We start from the raw sequence: 20,271 nt of genomic DNA, 5'->3' as shown, positions 1-20,271 counted from the left end.
TATCCCGTCCGGCGACCGAGGTGCGCGTACGTTGACGCTGGGTTCCTCGAGGAAGCGGGTTCGCACATGATGCGCTGGACACACTTTTGGGTCGACGAGGACAGCGAGCGGCTCTGGCGGGTGACCTTCGACAGCCCGCCGATCAACATGGTGACCCCGGAGATGCTCGTCGAGCTGCCCCAGCTGATCGATCGGATGGCCGCGGCCGCTGAGCTACGGGTGGTGGTGTTCGAGTCCGCCAATCCGGACTACTTCCTCAACCACTACGACACGTCTCGCGTCGCCGAGACCCCGAAGCAATCGGGAATCACCGGTTACCCGTTGACGATTGACACCAGCACCCGCTTGTCACGTCTGCCGGTGGCGTCCATCGCCAAGATCCGCGGACGTGTGCGCGGTATCGGTAACGAGTTCACCCAGGCGATGGACATGCGATTCGCCAGTGAGCACGCGCTTTTCGGTCAACCGGAGACCGGCAGCGGGAACCTGCCCGGCGGGGGAGGACTCGAACACCTTCCGCTCCTACTGGGCCGGGCGCGTGCATTGGAAGTCGCGCTGTCCAGTGACGACTACTCCGCTCAATTGGCCGAACGGTATGGATGGGTGAACCGGACCGTCGCCGACGATGAACTCGACGCGGTGGTGGATACGCTGGCGCGCCGGATCGCGTCCTACGACAAGGAGTCGATCGCCGCAGTCAAGCAGCAGATCAACCGGCACACGCTGCCGTCGGCGGACGACATGCTGTCCTCCCTGCAGATCTATCTGAGCTCGTTCGAGTGGCCGGGATCCCAGCGCCGGATCGCCGCCGCGATGGCGGCCGGTCGCAATCAGCCCGGCGACTACGAGATGCGTCTGGGCTACCACCTGGGCCGTCCTCTGGCCGCGGAATGACGTCTTCGCGCCGCCGTCTCGATGAGTTTGGGCGGCGGAGTCGGTCGGTACAAGCATGACTGACGAAACCATGAGCGCCGCGTGCACGATCGCTGCGCCGGCCGAGGACGTGTTCGACGTGCTGGCCGACCCGGCCACCCATCAGGCGATCGACGGCACCGGGTGGGTGCGGGAGCCGCTGGACGGGAGGCGGTTGACCGGGGTGGGACAGATCTTCCGAATGGCGATGTATCACAGCAATTTCGGGGGTATGCACTATGAGGTCGCCAACCGGGTCGAGGTCTTCGAGCCGCCGCGCGCGATCGCGTGGCTGCCCGGCCAGGGCGGTGACGACGCCGACCTGCAGTTCGGCGGATGGTTCTGGCGCTATGACCTCGAACCGGTCGACCGCAACACGACGAAAGTCACGCTGACCTATGACTGGTCGGCGGTGCCGCCGGCGGTACGCGCCGAGATCTCGTTTCCGCCGTTCGATCCTGCGCACTTGGACAACTCGCTCGGGCACCTCGCCGAACTCGCGGAGCGCCACACGATCAGTTCGTGACGCTTGAGACAGGACCGCTACCCTAGCCAGTCGATGAGGTTCGAAAAGCGGAACAACGGTCAATCCCCGTCGGCATGGTGACTTCGCGAGACAGCATCACCCCGCCCGATTCGCGGTGGGCGACGGCGGCGGGGGTTCTTGTCACTGTCGCGGTCGGCGTCGCCGGACTCACCTGGGCGAAATGGGTCCCATATCTGCACAAGGCGTTCGACGCGGCGCGCACCCAGCACTGGCCGGGCTCGGACATTCTGGCGGTCGGCGGTGTCCGCGCCGGCGACGCACCGAGTTGGCACGCGGCGACGACGTTCTTCGACTCCTATGTCGGCGTCATCTGGCCTGCGCTGCTGGTGGCGCTCCTGCTCAGCGCCTGCGTTCAGGCCTTCGTCCCGCGGAGTCTTTTGCCGAAGCTGATGAACCGCGACACTCTGGTCGGCAGCGCAGCGACCGGGGGAGCGGCGAGCATGCCGTCGATGATGTGCACGTGCTGTTCGGCTCCGGTCGCGGCGACACTGCGCAACTCAGGCGTCAATCATGCTGCAGCCGTGGCCTATTGGCTGGGCAACCCGCTGCTCAACCCGGCGGTGCTGGTGTTCCTCGCCCTCGTCGCTCCTTGGCAGTGGACCGTGACGAGGGCGGTCATCGGCGTCATTGTCGTCGTCGGGGGAGCGGCGCTGGTGGCTCGGATCGCAAGGGACTGCGAGGACGCGGCGCCGTCCGTCCCGGTGCCGCTCACCGATCAGCGCGACCCGGGATCCGCAGCGCTTCGTTTCGGCAAGGCGCTGTTGCGGCTGTGCGTGGTGCTGGTTCCGGAGTATCTCGTGATGGTCTTGGTGATCGGCGCTGCGCGAGGGTGGCTACTGGTGCTGATCGATCCCGCGCATCGAAGCCTGCTGCTGGTCGTGGTGGCGGCGGTCGTCGGCACGCTGATGGTGATCCCGACGGCCGGGGAGATCCCGATCCTGCAGGGCCTGGCGTTGCTCGGCGTCTCGTCGGGTGTGCTGGGCGCGCTGTTGATCACCCTGCCCGCGGTCAGCTTGCCCGGAATGGTCATGGTCGCGCGGAGCTTCGGATGGAAGACCACATGGGGCACCGCGGTCATGGTGATGGTCGCGGGTCTGGCTGGCGCGGCGATGCTGAGTCTCCTCTGAGGCCGCAACGGTCACAACGTGTTAGCGGTCCGCACCGGATCGCGCTGAAACCTGAAGAGCCGAGCGGGATCCAATGAGTCCTTGACCGCGCGCACTCGTGCCATGTCGTCCGCCGAGAACGCACGGTCTGCGCCCAGCGTTCCCTCGCAGAACGACGGCGCGGAGCGGCCGGTATCGGCGTCGCGGGCAGCGGCCAGCACCTTGCCGAGCGCCGTGTCGGCGCGCCGGCGGCCGTCGTCGTCAGGTGCGGCGGCGACCGCGTGGAGCAGGAAGGGTGCGGGCATTCGGGTTTGCATTCCGTCCGGGAAGCTCGCACGAGAGTCGGTGTGGCGCAACTCAATCATGTTCATTCCGCCGGGAGTGCCTACTCGGGCGGCCGTGAACATCTCGACGATCGTCTCCGCGCTGGGCCTGTTGAGCCAGCGGCCAATGCCGCGGGCGGGAACCGCGACGGGCGGGTCCAGGTGGATTGCGGCCAATGCCGAGGCGTCGCCGGGTCCCGTGGTGTCGACCGCCGGTTCCGCGGCGCCGACGACGGCCGCTCGCAGCCTCTGCAGGTGCGCGGGCCCCTCCGGGGATGCGTAGGACAGGTGGACCACGGCAGTTCCGCGCAAGTGTTCGGGAAACGGTCCCTCGGGTGGCAGTTGCAAGAGCGCCAGATCGCTGGTCACGTCCTCGGCGATGTCGGCGGTGGCTTCCGACCACGCCGCGGCCACCGCCGACAAGGCGTCGGCCGGCCACAACAGGTAGCCCGTCCACAACTCGGGGACTCGGATGAGGCCGATCTCCAGCGAGGTGGCGACACCGACGGGCGCTCCTCCGCGAAAGGCCCACAGCGCCTCGCGATCAACGGGCTCTGATGCGTCCTCGGATGCCCGGCGCAGCCGACCGGTTGCGTCGACGTATTCGACCGATCTCAGCATCGCGGCGGCCATTCCGTGTTTGCGCACGAACCAGCCGACGCCCCCGCCGAAGGTGTAGCCGGCGACTGCCACTGTCGGGGACGTCCCGCTCGGACCGAGCAGACCGTGCGGCTCGGCGGCTGCGTTCACCGCCGACCAGGGAACTCCGGCGCCGACGGTGGCGGTGTGCGCTGCGGTGTCGATCGCGACAGTGTTCAACTGCGATGTGTCGATCAGCACGACGGTGTCGTGAACGGGTTCGGCGGCGCCGTGTCCGGAACCTTGTACGAGAACGGGCCTTTCGTACTGGGCGGCGAGCTGCACCGCTCGCGCGACGTCGTCAGCCGTGCGGGGGCGGACCACGACGCCGGGAGTCTGCGCGAAACTCGAATTGTGGGGGCTGGTCGCGTCGTCGTATCCGTCGTCGCCGGGCGTCAGCACGGCGTCCGGCAGTTCGGCTCGGAAAACGTCGACCACAGGAGTTTCGTCGGTCATGTTGCGTCTCCGGTCAGTTCGGCCATTTCCCGGAAGTACGCCTCGAGCGTGCGCGGGGGCCGGCCCAACACAGCGGTGAGCGTGACGTCGGTGCTCACCAGGCCCGCGTGGTCGTAATGGCGGAACATCGCCGCCATCGCGGGGCTGATGCCGCCCAGCTCGTCGGGATCCACCCGTTGCGGGCGGACGGGCCGCCCGACCACGCGGCCGATGAGCTCGGCGACGTCGTAGCGATCGAGGTGACCGTGCGACGCCAACTCGTAAGTTCCGCCGATCAACCGATCCCCGGTGAGCGCGAGTGCGACGGCCTCGGCGACGTCGCGGTAATCCACTCGCGAGAACCGGGTTTCGTTCGCCCACGGCTCAGCCAGCACGCCGGTGTCGCGGATGCGATTCCAGGACGGTGCATAGTTCTGGAAGAACAGCGCCGGTTGGAAGACGGCGTACTCCATACCGGAGTCGTACAGCGCGGCTTCGACGGGCGCTTTGGCCGCATGGTTCACCAGACTCAGCGAGGGGTGGATGACCGAGGAGAACACGAACCGGCGCACGCCGGCGGCTCGGGCCTGTTGAACGAACGCTACGCCGAGGTTGGCTTCGTCATCGATGAAGGCGGGTGCGATGTAGAAGACCGAATCTACGCCGCGCAGTGCGGTTTCCACGTCGGCGGGGTTGCTCAGGTCGCCCACGGCGACCTCGCCTGCTCCCCGTTGCATGACTTCTTCGCGCTTCTCCGGACTGCGGATGAAGCCGCGGACTCGGACACCACGGGCCGCCAGTGACGTCACCACGTTGCCGGCGGCGTTGCCGGCGGCGCCGACGACAAACGCGGTCCCGGTGATCATTTCGGCAGTTCCTTCAGCTCGGACGGGCGTGGCGCAAGGCCGGCGAGATAGATTTGCTTCTGCCGGTGCAGAACGGCCACCCAGGTGCGATCGGTCGACAGCGTGTGTGCCAGCAGTGCGCCGAATCCGATCACGTCGGCGGCGGTGACATCGTCGCGGATGGTGTGGTCCCGTCGACCTTGCTCGAGAATCATCTCAGCGATATCCCAGATCTGCTGTCGGGTGGTTTGTGCTGCCGCGCTGAGGTTCTGCGGCCCGCCGTGCAGGGGGAGCACCAGCTCCTGACGATGCGCGATGGTGGCGTCATAGAACATCTCGAGTCGGCTGATACCCGGAGCGTCCGCGTTGCCGGCTCGTTCGATCACGGCATGCACCATCTCGAACGAGCGCTCCGTGAGCGCATCCATCAACAGTTCGCGTGTGGGGTACCGCCTGTACAGCGTCCCGACGCCGACGCCGGCTTCCTCGGCGATCGTGGCCATCGACACGTCGCGTCCTTGCCGGGCGAACAGTGCGACGGCCGCGGCGAGGACCCGTTTGCGATTCTCGGCCGCGTCGCGGCGCAACGGTCGCGCGCCCTCATCCTGGACGGATTCCACCGTCACGACAGCACCATCCTTCGCTCAAAAAATTGGACGCCAGTCTTCTGCTTCTATGCGGAAGCGCCCGGCTCCGCTGCCGCTATATCCACGATCTATTGCGGAGCCTACCTACCACCAACTTCAATATACGGATGAATTATTCCGGATACTGGTTTCATGCGCTTTTCTACCGCGCGTATTGCCGCGGGCGTTCGAGGTGAGCGCGACAATGGCGGCATGTCGACCGTCTTCTGGATCGTCATCGCGGTGCTCGCCGTCGGCACGATCGCCGGTGGCCTGTTCCGGATGCGGGCCTGGCTGCAGAAGCCGGTACCGCCCGAGGTGATCGAGGCCGCGCACCGCGACGACGACGATTAGCGACTCAAGCTGCGGATCAGAACTTGAGGTATCCGCCGTCGATCCGCAGCGTGTCACCCGTGTGGTAGCGGCTCGCCGAACTGGCGAGATACACCGCGACACCGCCGATGTCGTCAGGAGATCCCCAGCGGCGCAACGGAACCCGCGGCATCACCCGGGCGTGGAACCGTTCGTCGTGCAGCCCTTCCGAGATCATGTCGGTGTCGATCCAGCCGGGGGCGACCGTGTTGGCGCGGATCCCGTGGCGCGCCAGCTCGACCGCCATACTGTCGATCAGTGAGGAGACGCCGGCCTTGGAGGCCGCGTATGCGGGTTGTCGCGGCATCCCCTGGAACGCGCCCAGGCTGGACACGGCGACGAGACTGCCGCCGCGGCCCGCCTCGACCATCTGGCGGGCGGCTTCGCGCAGTGTGAGGAATACGCCGTCGAGGTCGACGCGCGTGACCTCGCGGAACGCCTCCAGCGATGTCTCCAGCACCGGCGTGAAGGCACCGCGCACCCCGGCGTTGGCGAAACAGGAATCCAGGTATCCGAACTCGCTGCGAACGCGTTCCATCGCAGCGGTGGTGGCGTCTTCGTCGGTGACGTCGCAGACCAGCGGCAGCACCGGCCGGCCGTGGCTTCGGAGCTGCTCGGCGGCGGCGTCCAGTCGAGAAGCTGTACGGCCGAGGACGGCGACGGAGGCACCCGCGCGGGCCAGTCCCTCGGCCATGCCCAAGCCGATGCCCGAGCCGCCGCCGGTGACGACCGCGACGTGGCCGGTCAGATCGAAGGGATTGGCGGCGGGTGCTGGATCGGTCACGCGCCGACTGTACGCACGGCGCCGGGGGCCACTGCGGGGGCCTCGGGAGAAGCGCAACTCAATCCTGAATCGCCCGGGCTGCGCGTTCGGCGATGAGCATGACCGGCGCGTTGGTGTTGCCAGAAGTGATGGTGGGCATCGCCGAGGCATCCACGACACGAAGGCCGGCGACGCGAAACACGCGGCAGTCGGTGTCGAGCACCGTGGCGGCTGACCGGGGCAGACCGCGCGCGTCGAAGGCACCCATCGTGCAGGTGCCCACCGGGTGGAAGATGGTGGTGCCCAGTTCACGGGCGGCCTGCTGCAGATCGTCGTCGCTCACCAGTTGCGGCCCGGGAAGCATTTCCTCGGGTTGGTAGCGGGCCAGCGCCGGCGCCGCCATGATCTGCCGGGTCATCCGCAGTCCGCGCACGGCAATGTCGCGGTCGGCGTCGGTGGACAGGTAGTTGCAGAAGATCTTCGGGTGGGTCAGCGGGTCCGCGTCGACGATCCGCACGTGGCCGCGCGAGGTGGGTCGCAGGTTGCAGACCGAGGGTGTGATGGCCCCGTAGGGATGCAGAGGTTCGCCGAACTTGGGCAGTGACAGCGGTTGCACATGCCACTCCAGATTGGGGCTGGCCAGGTCGGGGTCGCTTTTCGCGAATGCCCCGAGGGTGGACGGCGGCATGGTCATCGGCCCGGAGCGCAGCAGCGCATACTGAATTCCCATGCCCGCCCGGGTGATTAAGTTCCGGTAGAGGGTGTTGACGGTGCGCGCACCCCGAATGCGGTAGACGCTGCGAATCTGCAGATGGTCCTGCAGGTTTTCGCCCACGCCCGGCAGGTCGACGGCCACCGGCACGTGATGCTCGGTGAGCAGCTCAGCCGGGCCCAGACCCGAGACCTGCATCAGATGCGGCGAGCCGACGGCTCCGGCGCTCAGGATCACCTCCTTGCGGGCCCGAACGTCGACGATCTGGCCGTCTTTGAGCAACCGCACACCGGTGGCACGGTGCTGCGCGGTGGTCCAGGCGCCGCGGCGTTGCTCGTCGTGGACCTGGTCGTCGAGCAGCAGCTTCAGCGCCTGGGTCTGGGTGTAGACGGTCAGGTTGGGGCGGCGGCTGATCGGGTGCAGGAACGCGTCGGCCATCGACCAGCGCCGGCCGCGCTTTTGGTTGACGTGGAAATAGGCGCTGCCGGAGTTGTCGCCGCGGTTGAACTCTTCCTTCGGCTCGATGCCCAGCTCGGCCGCGGCGTCCTGCCACGCGTCAAGGATTTTCCAGCGCACCCGCGGTCGCTCGACCCGGATCTCACCGCCGGCGCCGTGCCAGTCATCGGCGCCGCCGAAGTAGTCCTCCAACTCTTTGTAGGTCGCCAGGGTTTGGCCGTCAGGGCCGTCCCAGAGCCAGCGTCGGTCGCCGGTGGCGTACGCCCACAGCTCGTAGTCGCTGGCTTGTCCGCGCATGTGGATCATGGCGTTGATCGAGGAGCAGCCGCCGATCACCCGGCCCCGCGCGTAGATGATGCTGCGCCCGGCCAGCCCTGGATCCGGTTCGGTCATGAAGCACCAGTCGGTGCGGGGGTTGGCGATGGTGTACAGATAGCCGACCGGCACCCGGATCCAGAACCAGTTGTCCCTGCCGCCGGCCTCGACTAGGAGTACCCGGTGAGCGGGGTTGGCGCTGAGCCGATTGGCGAGCAGGCAGCCCGCGCTGCCCGCTCCCACGATGATGAAGTCGAACTCGGCCACAGGGCTCGTTTCCAACACGTTCCTCCCCAGCCACGTCGGCGCGGCGCCGGGATCAGCTTCTCCCATGACCACAACTTCAACCAGGCGCCGTGGACCAGCACGATAGTGGGGGATCCGCGATCCTGACTACCACCGCAGGCAGTGGTGTATGATCCGGTGTATGAAGCGCACGAACATCTACCTCGACGAGGAGCAGACGGCCAGCCTCGATAAGTTGGCTGCACAACAAGGTGTTTCGCGTGCCGAGCTCATCCGCCAACTGCTCGACAAGGCGCTCAACAACGCCGACGACAGTCTCGAAGGGGACCTGACTGCCATTTACCGATCGTTCGGTGCACTGCGTGACGTTGAGTCGCCCGATCGCCGTCCCGGCAGCCGTGAGGAGCACCTCGACCAAATGTGGCGCCGCATCTCGTGATCCTGGTCGACTCGGACATCCTCATCGCTCACCTACGCGGTCTGGATGCGGCGCGAGATTGGCTTGTCGAAGCTCGACGGGAGGGGCCTCTAACGATCAGCGTGGTGTCGATCGCCGAGGTGATCGGCGGGATGCGCAGTGCGGAACGCCGGGAAGTGTGGCAACTGCTAGCCGCGTTCCGCACCGAACCAGCCACCGAGATCATCGCACGCCGGGCCGGGGACTTCAGGCGGCAATACAGGGCGAGTCATTCCAGCATTGGCCTTGGCGACTATCTGATTGCTGCAACCGCGGATGTGAAGGGTTATCAGCCGGCGACGATGAACGTGAAGCATTTCCCGATGTTCAAGAACCTGCGGCCGCCTTTCGCTCTTTGAGCGAGTGAGAAATGTTGAGCAGCAACTAAAGGCGATAACGCCGTTCCGGTCGCCGACGTCGGCTGATCATCGGCCGAGGGTTCGGACATCTTCGGCGGTGGGCCATCGAGCGAGACCCGCGCTCGTCAAAATTGGCGCACGAAGGGGCGTGGTCGGTGACTTAGTCTTCGGTCATGGGCAAGGGGACAGTCGGTGATTCATTACAACGGGCTTACGAGGCGATGGTTTCCGCCGATGTCGGCCCGTTCCTGCACGCACGCGGCTTCGCGATATCCGACTCGAGGTTCGAGCGGAAACGCGGGTCGCTCTACGACGTGATTCACCTGCAGCCCAACTGGCACAACGGCACGATGTCGTGGCATGGATTCTTCGTCAATGTCGGCATCGGATCAGCTGAGGTCGATGATGCGTGTGTTGGAGACGAGCGAGCGAAGCATCCTCTCAAAGGCTCACTACTGCAACGCCGCTGGGAAGAATTGGTACCCGATCTGCCGTACGAGGTGCGGTTCGATCATCGAACCGACATGCAGCAGTTCGCCACCGCGCTCTGCGATGGCTTTGACCTGGTGCTGGCTGAGATGGAGAAGATAAGCACCACAGAGCAGTTGGTGCGATACGCCGTCGACAACAACTTGCTCATCGAATACGAGAGGACCTGCCGGTACCTCGCGGTGATTGGTGCGATCGACACGTTGACCGAGTACGTGACAACGCTGCACGATTGCTTCGGACATCAAGACCGCTGGTCGATATTCAGCCGTGAAATCAGCATGGCCGCGGGGCGTTGGGCGCGACTGCTGCAAGAGAAAGGGCTTCTCAACACGAGTTCTGCCGGATGGTCGTAATGGCGACCAAGCCGGCGTGATGATTCTCTCCGGCAATATGTCCCGCGGAGTCATTGCTCGAGTTCGGAGTCGGGGTCAAGACGTTCACGCGGCGCAGTCGCGCCAATAAACTCAACCGGTTCCGGTCACGAGTTCCTTCAGGCCAGCCGCGCCCCACTACCGCGGCGTCGCGTAGATTCTTTGAGAACACCTACCGCAGCATGCAACGAAGGCCATCATGTCCGAAGATCAGAACACAGACATTCCACCGAATCACCTCTCCATCGACCCGCGCAGCGAGTTCTATAACGAAGAGGTGCTGCGCCGCGACGTGGGTGTTCGCTTCAACGGCGTGGAGAAAACCAATGTTCACGAATACAACGTGGCCGAGGGTTGGGTGCGTGTTGAAGTCCCTACTGCGAAGGATCGTCGCGGGAATCCCATGGTCGTCAAGCTGACTGGCACGGTTGAACCGTATTTCCGTTGAGCATAGAAGCGGACAGTCCTGAACACGGCGCGCGCATCTCAGCTCGAAGTCTGGCATGCCAGTCGATCTTCCAAAAGCGACTGCCAGGTCAGGCCAGTCGATGGTCGCGCTCAGGTTGATGTTGGCCAGCACGCCGTCAGGGACCAGCAGGTCTTCGGCGGGCGTCCGGTGGCGGGGTCGGTGAGGGCGAAACGCATCGCGGACTGATCCGCGAACACCGCCACGTTAACCGGTGGCCGCGAATAGCCCTCCAGGTCAATCGAGTTCGCCGCAATGCGTCCGTAGAGACCACGGACGTTCTCTGGGTAGGGGCAAGGTCCTGGCCGGGCCGCGGGGGTATAGGCGCGCATCTCAACGCGGGTTGATTCTGCGGAATTGGGATCGGTAGGCGATTGCACGGTATTCACTGAACATCATGAAGAGCATCATCATCGGCGCGATCGCGACCGGCTGCGCCGCCGTCAGCCTCGGCCTCGCAGCACCCGCCCACGCGGATCTGGCTCCGGGCAACTACCACTACCGCAGCACCATGGCCAACGGAATCGTCACCGAAAACCTGGTGCGGGTAACCAGCTGCGGCCCCGGCTGCATCTCCATCTTCAACCTCACGTCGAACACCGACCAAGGCCAGGCGCACATCCAGGGCAACCAATACGTGCTCGACCAGTTCGTTCCCCGCGGCGCGTTCTGCCCCGACGGGCGCCCGGTCGACGTGCTCACCCGCTCCACCTTCAACCTCGACGGTACGAACGGCATCTACACACTCAACGGCCCCAACCCCTGCGGCACCAGCGGCCCGGTGGGCGAGACACGGTTCACGTTCACTCCCGCGTGAGTGACTCGCCTCGCGGATGACGTCGGTCGGGGGGCAAACATGAGGTGAAAGCCTCATGTGTACCCACCGGTCAGCTGGCAATCTTCCTGGTAGCGGACTCACCGCTCATCAATGCCAGCGGGGTGGCACGGGACGAAAGGAAACCGCCATGCACCGACCCGTCGTCGCGGGATTTGCGGCCGCGGCTGTCATCTCAGGAGCCTTGAACCTCGCGGTTATGGCCCTGGCTCCAACTACCGCGTTGGCCCAAGGCAAGTGCTCGCCGGCCGACGTCAACACGCCGCGGTGTGCGCCGCCGGAGGGCCCCCCGTTCGGGTGTGACGCATTTGGTAACTGCGCCCAGATATGGTGCCCGGCGTCGGGAATGGAGGGTCTCCCGCACTGGGACACGAACGGTCCCTGCCATACCTTCTGGTTCGACCCCAACGCTCCGCTGACTAATCCGGTCATGATCGAAGGCCGGCCTCCCGGTCCGCCGCAGCCGGCTCCGCCGCCACTTCCGCCGGGGTGGTGCTGGGGCGGGTTCCTACCAGGACCGTGCCCACCGGGGGTGCCGGGGCCGAGGCTCGGCTAGTCCGGCGATGATTTTCGGCGACCACGTGACTCATTGCGCCGCAGTCCTCGGTCACCGGCGCGGAAGACCCCGACCCGATGACCGTGCCAAGGCACATTGCTGGGGCCGAATATGAGGTAAACGCCTGATGTGTGGGAGCCGGTCGTTGGCCGACAATGCATTTGAGCGCTTACGAGTCCGCTGAAGTTGTTGGGATCGGTAGCCACACCCGTGGCCTGTGCTTACCGCACCGGCAACGCCAATGAGGCCGCGCCACCCCGAGAGGAACGCAACGATGAACCGAATCTCGAGATTCGTAACCACAGTAGTGATGTCAGGCGGCCTGGGTCTGGCCGGAGTTGTGCTGGGCGCAGGTACCGCGCAGGCCGATAACTGGTGCCCCGGCGACCATTACTTCGCCTTATTACCGGACTGGGACATGAGCGTCTGCCACGAGTACTACTGGGCCTACAAGTACGACCCCAACGCGCCCATGGACCTGTATCTCGAGGGCACGCCACCTGGGCCGCCCAGGCCCGGCTTCTGCGGCAGGGACATGTTCACTGGCATTCCCCTTCCGTGCTAGGGCTTTGAGGGCCGTCCCTCGATTACGGTGTCACACCCGCCCATAATCAGGAGCGGACGCCGGGAGCCATATCGGTAACATCTCAATTCGGGCAGAACAACTTCCTCGGCGGCACTGGGTTTCCGACAGCCTTTCGATAATTTTTCGTTGTGCTGCATGGGCACGGACGGTCGGTGCCATTAAGCGCGCAATTGGTCACGGCGTCGGGCTTGTGTGGATTTGATGCTGAGCCGCCGCGGCGGCGCTGCGGCGGGTTTAGGCTTGAGCGATCGTCACACGACGAGATGGTCTTTGCATCAGCAAGTGCACGGTGCGACCGGCTAGTTCCGGGATTGTCAGTCCGCCACGGAGCGGGCGTGCTCGGCCGTGTATCGCTCTCCGACGATTCGTCCCGGCGTGAAGACCTTGCTCAAGTAGGCGGACTCATCGGCGCTGATCGCTACTGCTGTGGCGGCGAGATTCTCCCGGACGTACTCGACGCGTTTCGTCCCTGGGATCGGGATCACGTCAAGCGGTTGTGAAAGAAGCCAGGCCAGTGCCAACTGTCCTGGCCGGCATCCCTTGGCGGCTGCTAGTTCTTTCAGCACCATCACTGGCTCAAGATTGATGGCCAAGTTGGCTGCGGAGAATCTTGGGTTCGTCGCGCGAAAGTCGTTCGGGGCGAACGTGTCGTCGGGCTTGATGGTGCCCGTCAGGGCGGATCGGCCCAACGGGCTGAATGGCACCAAGGTGATTCCGAGTTCGCGGCACGTCGCGGTGATTCCTGTTTCGACGCGTCGTTCCCAAAGTGAGTACTCGCTCTGCAGAGCAGTGATGGGATGCACAGCATGTGCCCGACGGATCAAGTTTTCCCCGACCTCGCTGAGTCCGAGGGCACGCACCTTGCCGGCGGTGACCAGTTCGGCCATCGCCCCTACGGTGTCCTCGATCGGTACATGCGGATCGATGCGGTGGCAGTAGTAAAGGTCGATGACATCGGTGCGGAGCCGTCGCAGACTTGCTTCACAAGCCGCGTGGACGTACTCGGGTCGGCCATCGTAAGTGATCCTGTTGCCGTCCGCACTCACCTTTGCGCCGAATTTGGTAGCCAACACGACTTCTCGCCGACGGCCGTTGGTCGCCTCTGCGATCAACCGTTCATTGTGTCCGAAACCGCGGACGTCCTGGACTGTGGCGATACCGGCGGCACCGTACACATCCGAGGTGTCCAGGAAGTTCACGCCGAGGTCGATCGCTGCTTTGATTGTCTCTACTGACTCACTGTCGTCCGCCTCTCCGTAGAACTGTGACATGCCCATACATCCCAAACCCACCGGTCGCACGACCAGGTCCGAATGACCGAGCCGTACCGCTGCGGAGCCGGCAATTTCAACCGCCATCATCGGCGCGGCCGCAGTCTCGGCTCGCTGCGAGCGGGGGACCGGGTTGGTCATGTATTGCCTCTCGGGACTCGTTGTGCTCGTATGAGCTTCCCGCTGGCGTACCTGCACGCGTATCCGCCACACGACAGTGCGACAGGCCAGTCGTTAATTGAGCGATGCACGTGCCGTTCTAGATGTAGTTGGTGACGGCGTGGTGAGGTGACAAAACGAAGACCTCCGAGTGGAGTGCGAGCTGTCTAGGAACGCTCACCGATCTCGGAGGTCTTCGTGGTTCACCGTAATGCCCCTCTGTCCGAAACCGGTCGTCTACGTCTGGCTCGTTGTGTTGTCGATGACGGTTGGTCGCGTCGACGCGCGGCCGAGCGCTTCCAGGTTTCGGTGACCACCGTCTGTCAGTGAGTGGATCGCTACCTCGAGCTAGGCGAGGCGGGAATGGCCGACCGCAGCTCACGGCCGCACCGAAGCCCGAACCGCACGCCAATGCGGCGCCTTAGAGACGGTTGGAGGGGTAGTAACTGTCGGGGTTGCCGGTACCGGCGATAGTTGGCTCGCTGGGCTCCCGCGACTGTCTTACAAGAGGTCGTACGCGGCGCCATGGCTGACACGATTACCTTCCGACTGGACGAAGACGCGAGGGCGCCAGAGGTATTGACCAAAGACGGCACGGCGGTGTCCACTGCGGTTCGATCTGCACCTATCGACGCCGCACGACGGAAGGCTGGTGCGGGAACTCGGGCCGAGGCCGAACGGCTAGCCGAAGATGAATCCGACCGCGCCGAGGCCGTGCAGGTGCTGCGCGACATGGAGACGCTGCGTGCGTGGTGAGTCTTTCGGTTGAATGCCGCGCGGGGGAGCCGGGGTCACGAGCAGTCCGATACCGATACGCCGTACTCGTCCAGTCGGATCAGCTGCCATTGTCTACATGGCTGGTTGCGCCCACGTCCACATAGGCTCGTGCCGCGAGCTTCCGGCCTGAGGTTGAAATCGGCGGCGTTAACACCCGGGTACAGGCCGAGCAGACCGCAGCGGTCGACCCACGACGGCTCGGCAAGAGCGTCGGTTCCTGAACTCCGACGAGATGCGCCGGGTGGACGCGGCCCTTCGGGTAGTCCTGGATCTATGAGGGCCGTGCGGTCGCCACCAATGTTGCGCGTGGTCCGATCGATCAGAGTTGAAAACACCTGGGCGTAGCGAGCATGGCTGCCGATACGAGTCCGCGGATCGGGGACGGTGGGCAGAGATGTCGCAACGCAGCTAAGAACGACGGGAGGAGTGGTGGTCGCCAGGCCGCCAGGCGTTGATTCATCTGATGCAACAGGCAGAGCCCTACTGGTAACACTGCCTATTCGATTTCCGCATATTCCCGATTTGTAGAAACTGGCATAACAGTCGCCGAACGACTCGTGGTTCTCTCATCCGGCTCGACTGACGGCTGATTGAGGGCGAGCTGTGCGGTGGCGACAGCACCGCGCGGGCTCACGTCCAGAAGACGTATTCCACGCGCCGTATTAACCGGCACAACCGCTCCTCGCTGCGCTGGCCACCGTCCGAGGGCACCGAAACGTAGTCATCTGACGGATGCCTGGTCGGCTGACGATGGCCCAGAATCATCGTATGGAGCTGAACTGAATCAGTTCCTTCCCTCGTAAATCCCACGGGGGGTGCAGCCTTTCGAGGAGACAAGATGTCTGACTTGGTTGATGTGATGTTTGATGCGCATGGCGGCCTCGACCGGTTCCGCCAGTTCGCGTTCCTGAACGCCCGACTGCACCAGGGCGGTGTGCTGTGGGGACTCAAGGGCCAGCCGACCGTATTGCAAGAGGCCAACGTTCGCGTCGACCTCAACCGAGAATGGGTGTCGCACTGGCCTTTCGCCCCCACCGATTACCGGTCCCAGTTCACCCCGAAGCGAGTCACCATTGAAACACCCGCCGGCGAGGTGGTCGAGCAACTCGACGAACCCCGTGATTCGTTCGCCGGATACGTCATGGAGACCCCGTGGAGTAACGCGCAGGTCGCCTACTTCGCCGGATACACGATGTGGACCTACCTGACATCTCCGTTCATCCTGGCCCGACCGGGAGTCTCGACCGAGGAGATTGAGCCGTGGACGGAGAACGGAGAGACTTGGCGACGGCTGCGCGTGACCTTCCCCCAGGACATCGCCACCCACAGCACAGTCCAGACCTTCTACGTCGACGGAACGGGGCTGCTGCGTCGCCACGATTACGACGTGGATATCCAAGGCAGCAATCCCGCAGCTCGTTACCTGCTCGAACCTGTCACCGTGCAGGGAATCGTGCTGCCCTCCAGATTGCGCATCTTCCCGCGCAACGACGACAACACCGTGGCCGCTGAACCACTGATCGTCTCGGTGGACCTATCCGACTTCGCGTTCGAGTAACCGTAGGCGACGCATCCTGCTTAAGGGCACCCAGATCCGATGACGGCTTCGCCAGATGGAAGACAGTCAATGTGCCTATGGCTCTCGAGGTCTGCAGGCAAGAGAATCCGGAGATGGCGCGGATCCGAGGCGATCTCGCGAGCGATCGATGATCGATGAAGGGTGCACAGCATATGGAGAATTCGTTGTCTTTGATGGCCGAGACCCGCTATCTGGACGGGCCGAGCGCGCGGTTCGCGTACCGTCGCTTCGGTGCGGGTACCGGTGTCCCGTTGGTGCTGGCGTTGCGCTTTCGCGGCACCATGGATCACTGGGATCCGGCGTTCCTGGACGCACTGGGAGCCGAACGCGATGTGATCCTTTTCGACAACATCGGGCACGGTAGGACCAGTGGCGTCGCACCGACCAGCATGGCAGCCCTGGCCGACGGACTCACCGAATTCGTCGACACCTTGGGGCTGTCCGAGGTCGATCTGCTCGGTTGGTCGTTGGGTGGGATCGTGGTGCAGGCGGCCACGTTGCAACGTCCTGATCTGGTGCGCCGGTTGATCGTGGCGGGCAGCTCTCCCGGTGGTGGTGTGCCCGGCATGCCGCAACCCGATCCGAAGATTTGGCAGGTTGCCACCAAGCCCGTCAACGACGACGATGACTTTCTCTATCTGTTCTTTCCCGATGAGGACCCTGGTCGCAAGCGGGGACTGGAGTCGTTGCGGAGGTTGGACGACCGCCTCCTGTCGCCGGAGCATGTTCCGGTGTCGATCGAGACGATGCAGGCGCAGTTGGCCGTCATTGCCTCTACCGGTTCGAGTATCTGGGATCGCCTGAGGGAGATCACCATTCCGACCTTGGTTGCCAACGGTGCGCACGACCGGATGATCAATGCCTACGCCACCTTCGCGATGGTGGGCCGGTTGCCCAATGCCAAGGCCATTCTGTACAGCGATGCCGGGCACGGGTTCCTCTTCCAGCACGTCACGGACTTCGCCCGCGAGATCGTCGAGTTCCTCGCGTGACCCCGCAGGTGATCGAGGCCGATCTGCTCGTCATCGGATTCGGCAAAGCCGGCAAGACGTTGGCGACTGAGGTGGGCCGACAAGGTCAGCGTGTCGTGCTGGTGGAGGAGTCGGCGCAGATGTACGGCGGCACCTGCATCAACACCGGCTGTGTGCCGACGAAGTCGCTGGTGTACCGCAGTGAGCACTCGCCGCGCGGCTCGTCCGGAACCTTGGTTTATGCGGATGCGGTCGCTGCCACAGAGCGACTGACCGCCGGGTTGCGGGCGGCGAATCTCGCTGCACTGCAGTCAGTCCCATCAGTGCGGGTGCTCACCGGTCGGGCGAGCTTCATCGATGCGAACTCGGTCGCGGTAGAGACCGAGGACGGCCTTGCCACGGTGGTGGCGCGCGACATCGTCATCGGTACCGGCTCAACACCGGTGATTCCCGACCTACCCGGTGTGCGGCATAGTCCGGTCGTGGTCACCAGCGCGGAGTTGCTGCGGCGTGCCTCGCGCCCGGACCGGCTTGTAATTCTCGGCGGCGGCTACATCGGCTTGGAGTTCGCGTCGATGTACGCCGGATACGGCACCTCCGTGACCGTTCTGGAGCAACGCCCGGCCGTTCTGGCACATGAGGACCCAGACGTCGCCGACGCTGCTCTTTCTGTCCTGTCCGGTAGGGGAGCCACGATCCTCACCGGGGCCGAAGTCACTGAAGTGCAGACTGTTCCGCGGCCGGGCACGCCACCGTTGGCACGCGTGGGGTACCGCGTCGGCGGACGCGCCGCCACCGTCGAGGCCGACGTCGTGTTGATCGCGCTCGGACGCACGCCCAACTCCGCCTATCTCCGACTCGATCGAGCCGGGGTGGAGATGACCGACACCGGTGCCGTCGTGGTCGATGACTATCGCCGTAGCAGCCAACCCCACATCTATGCGGTCGGGGATGTCAACGGCGGACCGCAATTCACCTACATCTCTCTCGACGACTACCGCATCGTGCTCGATCAGCTCGGCGGTGCTGCCGAACCCAGGTCTGCCGCCCAGCGCCGAGCGGTTCCGAACTGCCTGTTCCTGAGCCCTCCACTTGCACGTGTCGGCCTTACCGAATCCCAAGCGCGCACTGCGGGTTACGACCTCAAAGTGGCGGCCAGCCCGGTGGTGAACCTGGCTACCGTGGCAAGAGCCCGCATCGTCGATGACACGACCGGGATGATGAAGGTGGTGGTGGACGCGGAAACCGACAGGATTCTCGGCGCTGCCCTGCTGTGTCACGATGCACAGGAGGTGATCAACATCGTCGCCCTGGCGATGCGCCACGGCATCACCGCATCGGTATTGCGGGACGAGATCTACACCCATCCGTCCATGTCGGAGTGCTTCAACCAACTGTTAGGACTGCTGCAATGAAGTTCGACCCCACGAACACCGCGATCGTGGTCATCGATCCGCAGATCGACGTCCTGAGTCCCACCGGGCGCAACTGGGCGGCCGTCGGGGCGAGTGTCACCGAGAACGACACAGTGGCCCACCTCGCCCAACTCATGGAAACCGCCGTCGCCCAGAGCTACCCGCTGGTCATCTCGCCGCACTACTTCTATCCGTCTGATTCGCAGTGGTTGTTCAACGGGCCGCTGGAGTCCGACGAGTTCGCCACCGGAACGTTCGCCCGCGTTGGGGCCCTGGATCTGACCGACTTCGCGGGTTCGGGCGCAGACTGGCTACCCGCGCTGGCGCCCTTTATCAACCGCCAGACCACCGTTGTCGCGAGCCCACACAAGGTCTTCGGGCCGCAGACCAACGACGTTGTCCTACAGCTACGGAAGCGAGGATGCGACCGCGTCATCCTCGCCGGGATGTTGGCGAACATGTGCGTCGAGTCTCACCTGCGTCACCTTCTCGAGGACGGATTCGAAGTTGCGGTGGCCGTGGATGCGGTGGCGGGCCCCCGTCACCCCGCCTGGGGCGACGGGTATCGGGCAGCGCTGGTGAACTATCGGTTTCTCGCGCACGCGGTGTTACCGACCGGAGAAATCGTCTCGGCGATGAACGGCGCGGCATGAATCACTGAGCGAGGGTGAAGTCGAGGACGACGCGGAAGCGTGCGCGGCCGGACATCATTCGGTCGTAGGCGCGCGGTGCTTCGTGAAAGGGGAGTGGTTCGATCATCGGGGCGATCTGGTGCGCGAGGCTGAATGCGAGGTTGTCTTCGTTATCGGTGGCGGATCCGGTGAGGCTTCCGATGATGCTGCGCCCGCCGAAGATCAGATCGGGTGTGTGGACCGGTACCGGTTCTGGTGAGGCTCCGACGACGATCATCTTGCCCCGTGGTTGGAGTCCGGCTACCAGTCCGGCCATCGATGCGCCGCTGGCGGCCGTGGCGATGATCGCTGTCGCACCGCCGAGTGCGGTGAGCGCAGCGGCGGGGTCTTCGGCGGCGCTGTCGATGTAGTGGTCGGCGCCCAACGTCGAGGCCAGTCGAGCCTTTTCGGTGCCGCGGGCTAGTGCGGCGACGCGGTAACCCATTTTCTTGGCGTACTGCACGCCCAGATGGCCCAATCCTCCGATGCCCTGTACCGCCACCAGTGAGTTCACCGGCGCCTGGGCGACGCGCAGGGCGTTGAAGACGGTCACCCCGGCACACAACAGGGGTGCGGCCGTCAGCGCGTCGAAGTCCTCCGGAACCCGCACCAGCCCAGAAGCCCTGGCGTAGACGATCTCGGCATACCCGCCGTCGACGGTCGTCCCGGGTTGGGGTTGGTCGGTGCAGTTGACGAAGTCACCGCGGCGGCAGAAGTCGCACCGACCGCAGTGGCCGCCCAGGAATCCCACCCCGACGCGGTCACCGACCTGCCACCGAGGTTCCACCCCGGCGCCGATGGCATCAATGGTCCCGACTGCCTCGTGGCCGGGAACCATCGGGGTCGTCGGGTCTGGGCGCTGTCCCTCCACGGCCAGAACATCGCTGTGGCATACCCCGCACGCGGCCGTCCGGATCCGCACGTGCCCGGGGGCGGGGTCGTGCAGTTCGCGGTCGACGAGGGAGAATTCACGTTGTCCAGTGACCTGATACGCCCGATAAGAGTTCAT

Annotated in this window: 21 protein-coding genes and 1 pseudogene; 15 read left to right on the top strand and 7 right to left on the bottom strand. The window is 64.8% G+C overall.

Features of this window, described 5'->3' with window-relative positions; all coding sequences use genetic code 11:
- Positions 1 to 66: 66 nt before the first annotated feature.
- The 3 genes from BLW81_RS19385 to BLW81_RS19375 all read left to right on the top strand — a co-directional run bounded on the left by BLW81_RS19385 (position 67) and on the right by BLW81_RS19375 (position 2,586).
- Positions 67 to 894 carry an enoyl-CoA hydratase/isomerase family protein gene (locus BLW81_RS19385; RefSeq protein WP_083408571.1) on the top strand — a complete coding sequence of 276 codons (828 nt, stop codon included), beginning with the start codon at positions 67 to 69 and terminating at the stop codon, positions 892 to 894.
- A gap of 55 nt (positions 895 to 949) precedes the next feature.
- On the top strand, positions 950 to 1,438 hold the full coding sequence (locus BLW81_RS19380) for an SRPBCC family protein (protein ID WP_083408570.1): 489 nt from the start codon (positions 950 to 952) through the stop codon (positions 1,436 to 1,438).
- Positions 1,439 to 1,512: 74 nt separating this feature from the next.
- Positions 1,513 to 2,586 (top strand): permease, encoded by a 1,074-nt coding sequence (locus BLW81_RS19375; protein WP_083408569.1) that lies wholly within the window; start codon positions 1,513 to 1,515, stop codon positions 2,584 to 2,586.
- Between the two features lie 11 nt (positions 2,587 to 2,597).
- On the opposite strand, the gene BLW81_RS19370 is transcribed toward BLW81_RS19375, so the two are convergent.
- The 3 genes from BLW81_RS19370 to BLW81_RS19360 are packed head-to-tail and all read right to left on the bottom strand — an operon-like array spanning position 2,598 to position 5,433.
- Positions 2,598 to 3,983 (bottom strand): FAD-binding oxidoreductase, encoded by a 1,386-nt coding sequence (locus BLW81_RS19370; RefSeq protein ID WP_083408568.1) that lies wholly within the window; start codon positions 3,981 to 3,983, stop codon positions 2,598 to 2,600.
- Positions 3,980 to 4,828, bottom strand: a complete 849-nt coding sequence (locus BLW81_RS19365; RefSeq protein WP_083408567.1) for an NmrA family NAD(P)-binding protein — start codon at positions 4,826 to 4,828, stop codon at positions 3,980 to 3,982. Before BLW81_RS19365 ends, BLW81_RS19370 begins: the two co-directional genes overlap by 4 nt.
- Entirely contained in the window at positions 4,825 to 5,433 is a 609-nt protein-coding gene (locus tag BLW81_RS19360) for a TetR/AcrR family transcriptional regulator (protein ID WP_083408566.1), read from the bottom strand. The genes BLW81_RS19365 and BLW81_RS19360 overlap by 4 nt, the downstream gene beginning before the upstream one ends.
- 213 nt (positions 5,434 to 5,646) lie before the next feature.
- On the opposite strand from BLW81_RS19360, the gene BLW81_RS29635 reads away from it, so the two are divergent.
- Positions 5,647 to 5,787: a hypothetical protein gene (locus tag BLW81_RS29635; protein ID WP_157897754.1), complete on the top strand. Its 141-nt coding sequence runs from the start codon at positions 5,647 to 5,649 to the stop codon at positions 5,785 to 5,787.
- 16 nt (positions 5,788 to 5,803) lie between these two features.
- On the opposite strand, the gene BLW81_RS19355 is transcribed toward BLW81_RS29635, so the two are convergent.
- Together BLW81_RS19355 and BLW81_RS19350 are read right to left on the bottom strand one after the other, a co-directional pair.
- On the bottom strand, positions 5,804 to 6,589 hold the full coding sequence (locus BLW81_RS19355) for an SDR family NAD(P)-dependent oxidoreductase (protein WP_083408565.1): 786 nt from the start codon (positions 6,587 to 6,589) through the stop codon (positions 5,804 to 5,806).
- A 58-nt stretch (positions 6,590 to 6,647) separates the two neighbouring features.
- Complete coding sequence (locus BLW81_RS19350) at positions 6,648 to 8,318, bottom strand: GMC family oxidoreductase (protein WP_157897969.1); 1,671 nt, start codon at positions 8,316 to 8,318, stop codon at positions 6,648 to 6,650.
- A 160-nt stretch (positions 8,319 to 8,478) separates the two neighbouring features.
- Between BLW81_RS19350 and BLW81_RS19345 the strand changes: the two genes are divergently transcribed.
- From BLW81_RS19345 to BLW81_RS19325, 5 genes are all read left to right on the top strand, one after another.
- Positions 8,479 to 8,736 (top strand): ribbon-helix-helix domain-containing protein, encoded by a 258-nt coding sequence (locus BLW81_RS19345; protein ID WP_083408564.1) that lies wholly within the window; start codon positions 8,479 to 8,481, stop codon positions 8,734 to 8,736.
- Positions 8,733 to 9,113 (top strand): type II toxin-antitoxin system VapC family toxin, encoded by a 381-nt coding sequence (locus tag BLW81_RS19340; protein WP_083408563.1) that lies wholly within the window; start codon positions 8,733 to 8,735, stop codon positions 9,111 to 9,113. The genes BLW81_RS19345 and BLW81_RS19340 overlap by 4 nt, the downstream gene beginning before the upstream one ends.
- Before the next feature lie 173 nt (positions 9,114 to 9,286).
- Positions 9,287 to 9,958 carry a DUF4304 domain-containing protein gene (locus tag BLW81_RS19335; RefSeq protein ID WP_083408562.1) on the top strand — a complete coding sequence of 224 codons (672 nt, stop codon included), beginning with the start codon at positions 9,287 to 9,289 and terminating at the stop codon, positions 9,956 to 9,958.
- A gap of 217 nt (positions 9,959 to 10,175) precedes the next feature.
- Positions 10,176 to 10,424, top strand: coding sequence for a DUF3297 family protein (locus BLW81_RS19330; RefSeq protein WP_083408561.1), 249 nt, complete (start codon positions 10,176 to 10,178; stop codon positions 10,422 to 10,424).
- 415 nt (positions 10,425 to 10,839) lie between these two features.
- Positions 10,840 to 11,259, top strand: coding sequence for a hypothetical protein (locus BLW81_RS19325; protein WP_083408560.1), 420 nt, complete (start codon positions 10,840 to 10,842; stop codon positions 11,257 to 11,259).
- Between the two features lie 1,474 nt (positions 11,260 to 12,733).
- Here BLW81_RS19325 and BLW81_RS19315 read toward each other — a convergent pair.
- Positions 12,734 to 13,777, bottom strand: coding sequence for an aldo/keto reductase (locus tag BLW81_RS19315; RefSeq protein WP_197680391.1), 1,044 nt, complete (start codon positions 13,775 to 13,777; stop codon positions 12,734 to 12,736).
- A 270-nt stretch (positions 13,778 to 14,047) separates the two neighbouring features.
- Here BLW81_RS19315 and BLW81_RS19310 point away from each other — a divergent pair.
- The 6 genes and pseudogenes from BLW81_RS19310 to BLW81_RS19280 all read left to right on the top strand — a co-directional run.
- A pseudogene (locus BLW81_RS19310) lies at positions 14,048 to 14,275 on the top strand (leucine zipper domain-containing protein); the annotation flags it as partial.
- 99 nt (positions 14,276 to 14,374) lie between these two features.
- Positions 14,375 to 14,605, top strand: a complete 231-nt coding sequence (locus BLW81_RS19305; protein WP_083408558.1) for a hypothetical protein — start codon at positions 14,375 to 14,377, stop codon at positions 14,603 to 14,605.
- Between the two features lie 859 nt (positions 14,606 to 15,464).
- Entirely contained in the window at positions 15,465 to 16,184 is a 720-nt protein-coding gene (locus BLW81_RS19295; protein WP_083408557.1) for a hypothetical protein, read from the top strand.
- 173 nt (positions 16,185 to 16,357) lie between these two features.
- Positions 16,358 to 17,197, top strand: a complete 840-nt coding sequence (locus BLW81_RS19290) for an alpha/beta fold hydrolase (protein ID WP_083408556.1) — start codon at positions 16,358 to 16,360, stop codon at positions 17,195 to 17,197.
- Entirely contained in the window at positions 17,194 to 18,591 is a 1,398-nt protein-coding gene (locus tag BLW81_RS19285; RefSeq protein ID WP_235632041.1) for an FAD-dependent oxidoreductase, read from the top strand. Before BLW81_RS19290 ends, BLW81_RS19285 begins: the two co-directional genes overlap by 4 nt.
- Positions 18,588 to 19,244 carry an isochorismatase family protein gene (locus BLW81_RS19280; protein ID WP_083408555.1) on the top strand — a complete coding sequence of 219 codons (657 nt, stop codon included), beginning with the start codon at positions 18,588 to 18,590 and terminating at the stop codon, positions 19,242 to 19,244. The genes BLW81_RS19285 and BLW81_RS19280 overlap by 4 nt, the downstream gene beginning before the upstream one ends.
- A gap of 1 nt (position 19,245) precedes the next feature.
- Here BLW81_RS19280 and BLW81_RS19275 read toward each other — a convergent pair whose 3' ends face one another.
- Positions 19,246 to 20,271 (bottom strand): alcohol dehydrogenase catalytic domain-containing protein, encoded by a 1,026-nt coding sequence (locus tag BLW81_RS19275; RefSeq protein WP_083408554.1) that lies wholly within the window; start codon positions 20,269 to 20,271, stop codon positions 19,246 to 19,248.

Source organism: Mycolicibacterium rutilum (assembly GCF_900108565.1).
GTDB classification, from domain to species: domain Bacteria; phylum Actinomycetota; class Actinomycetes; order Mycobacteriales; family Mycobacteriaceae; genus Mycobacterium; species Mycobacterium rutilum.
This window is presented reverse-complemented; position numbering and strand designations above follow the sequence as displayed.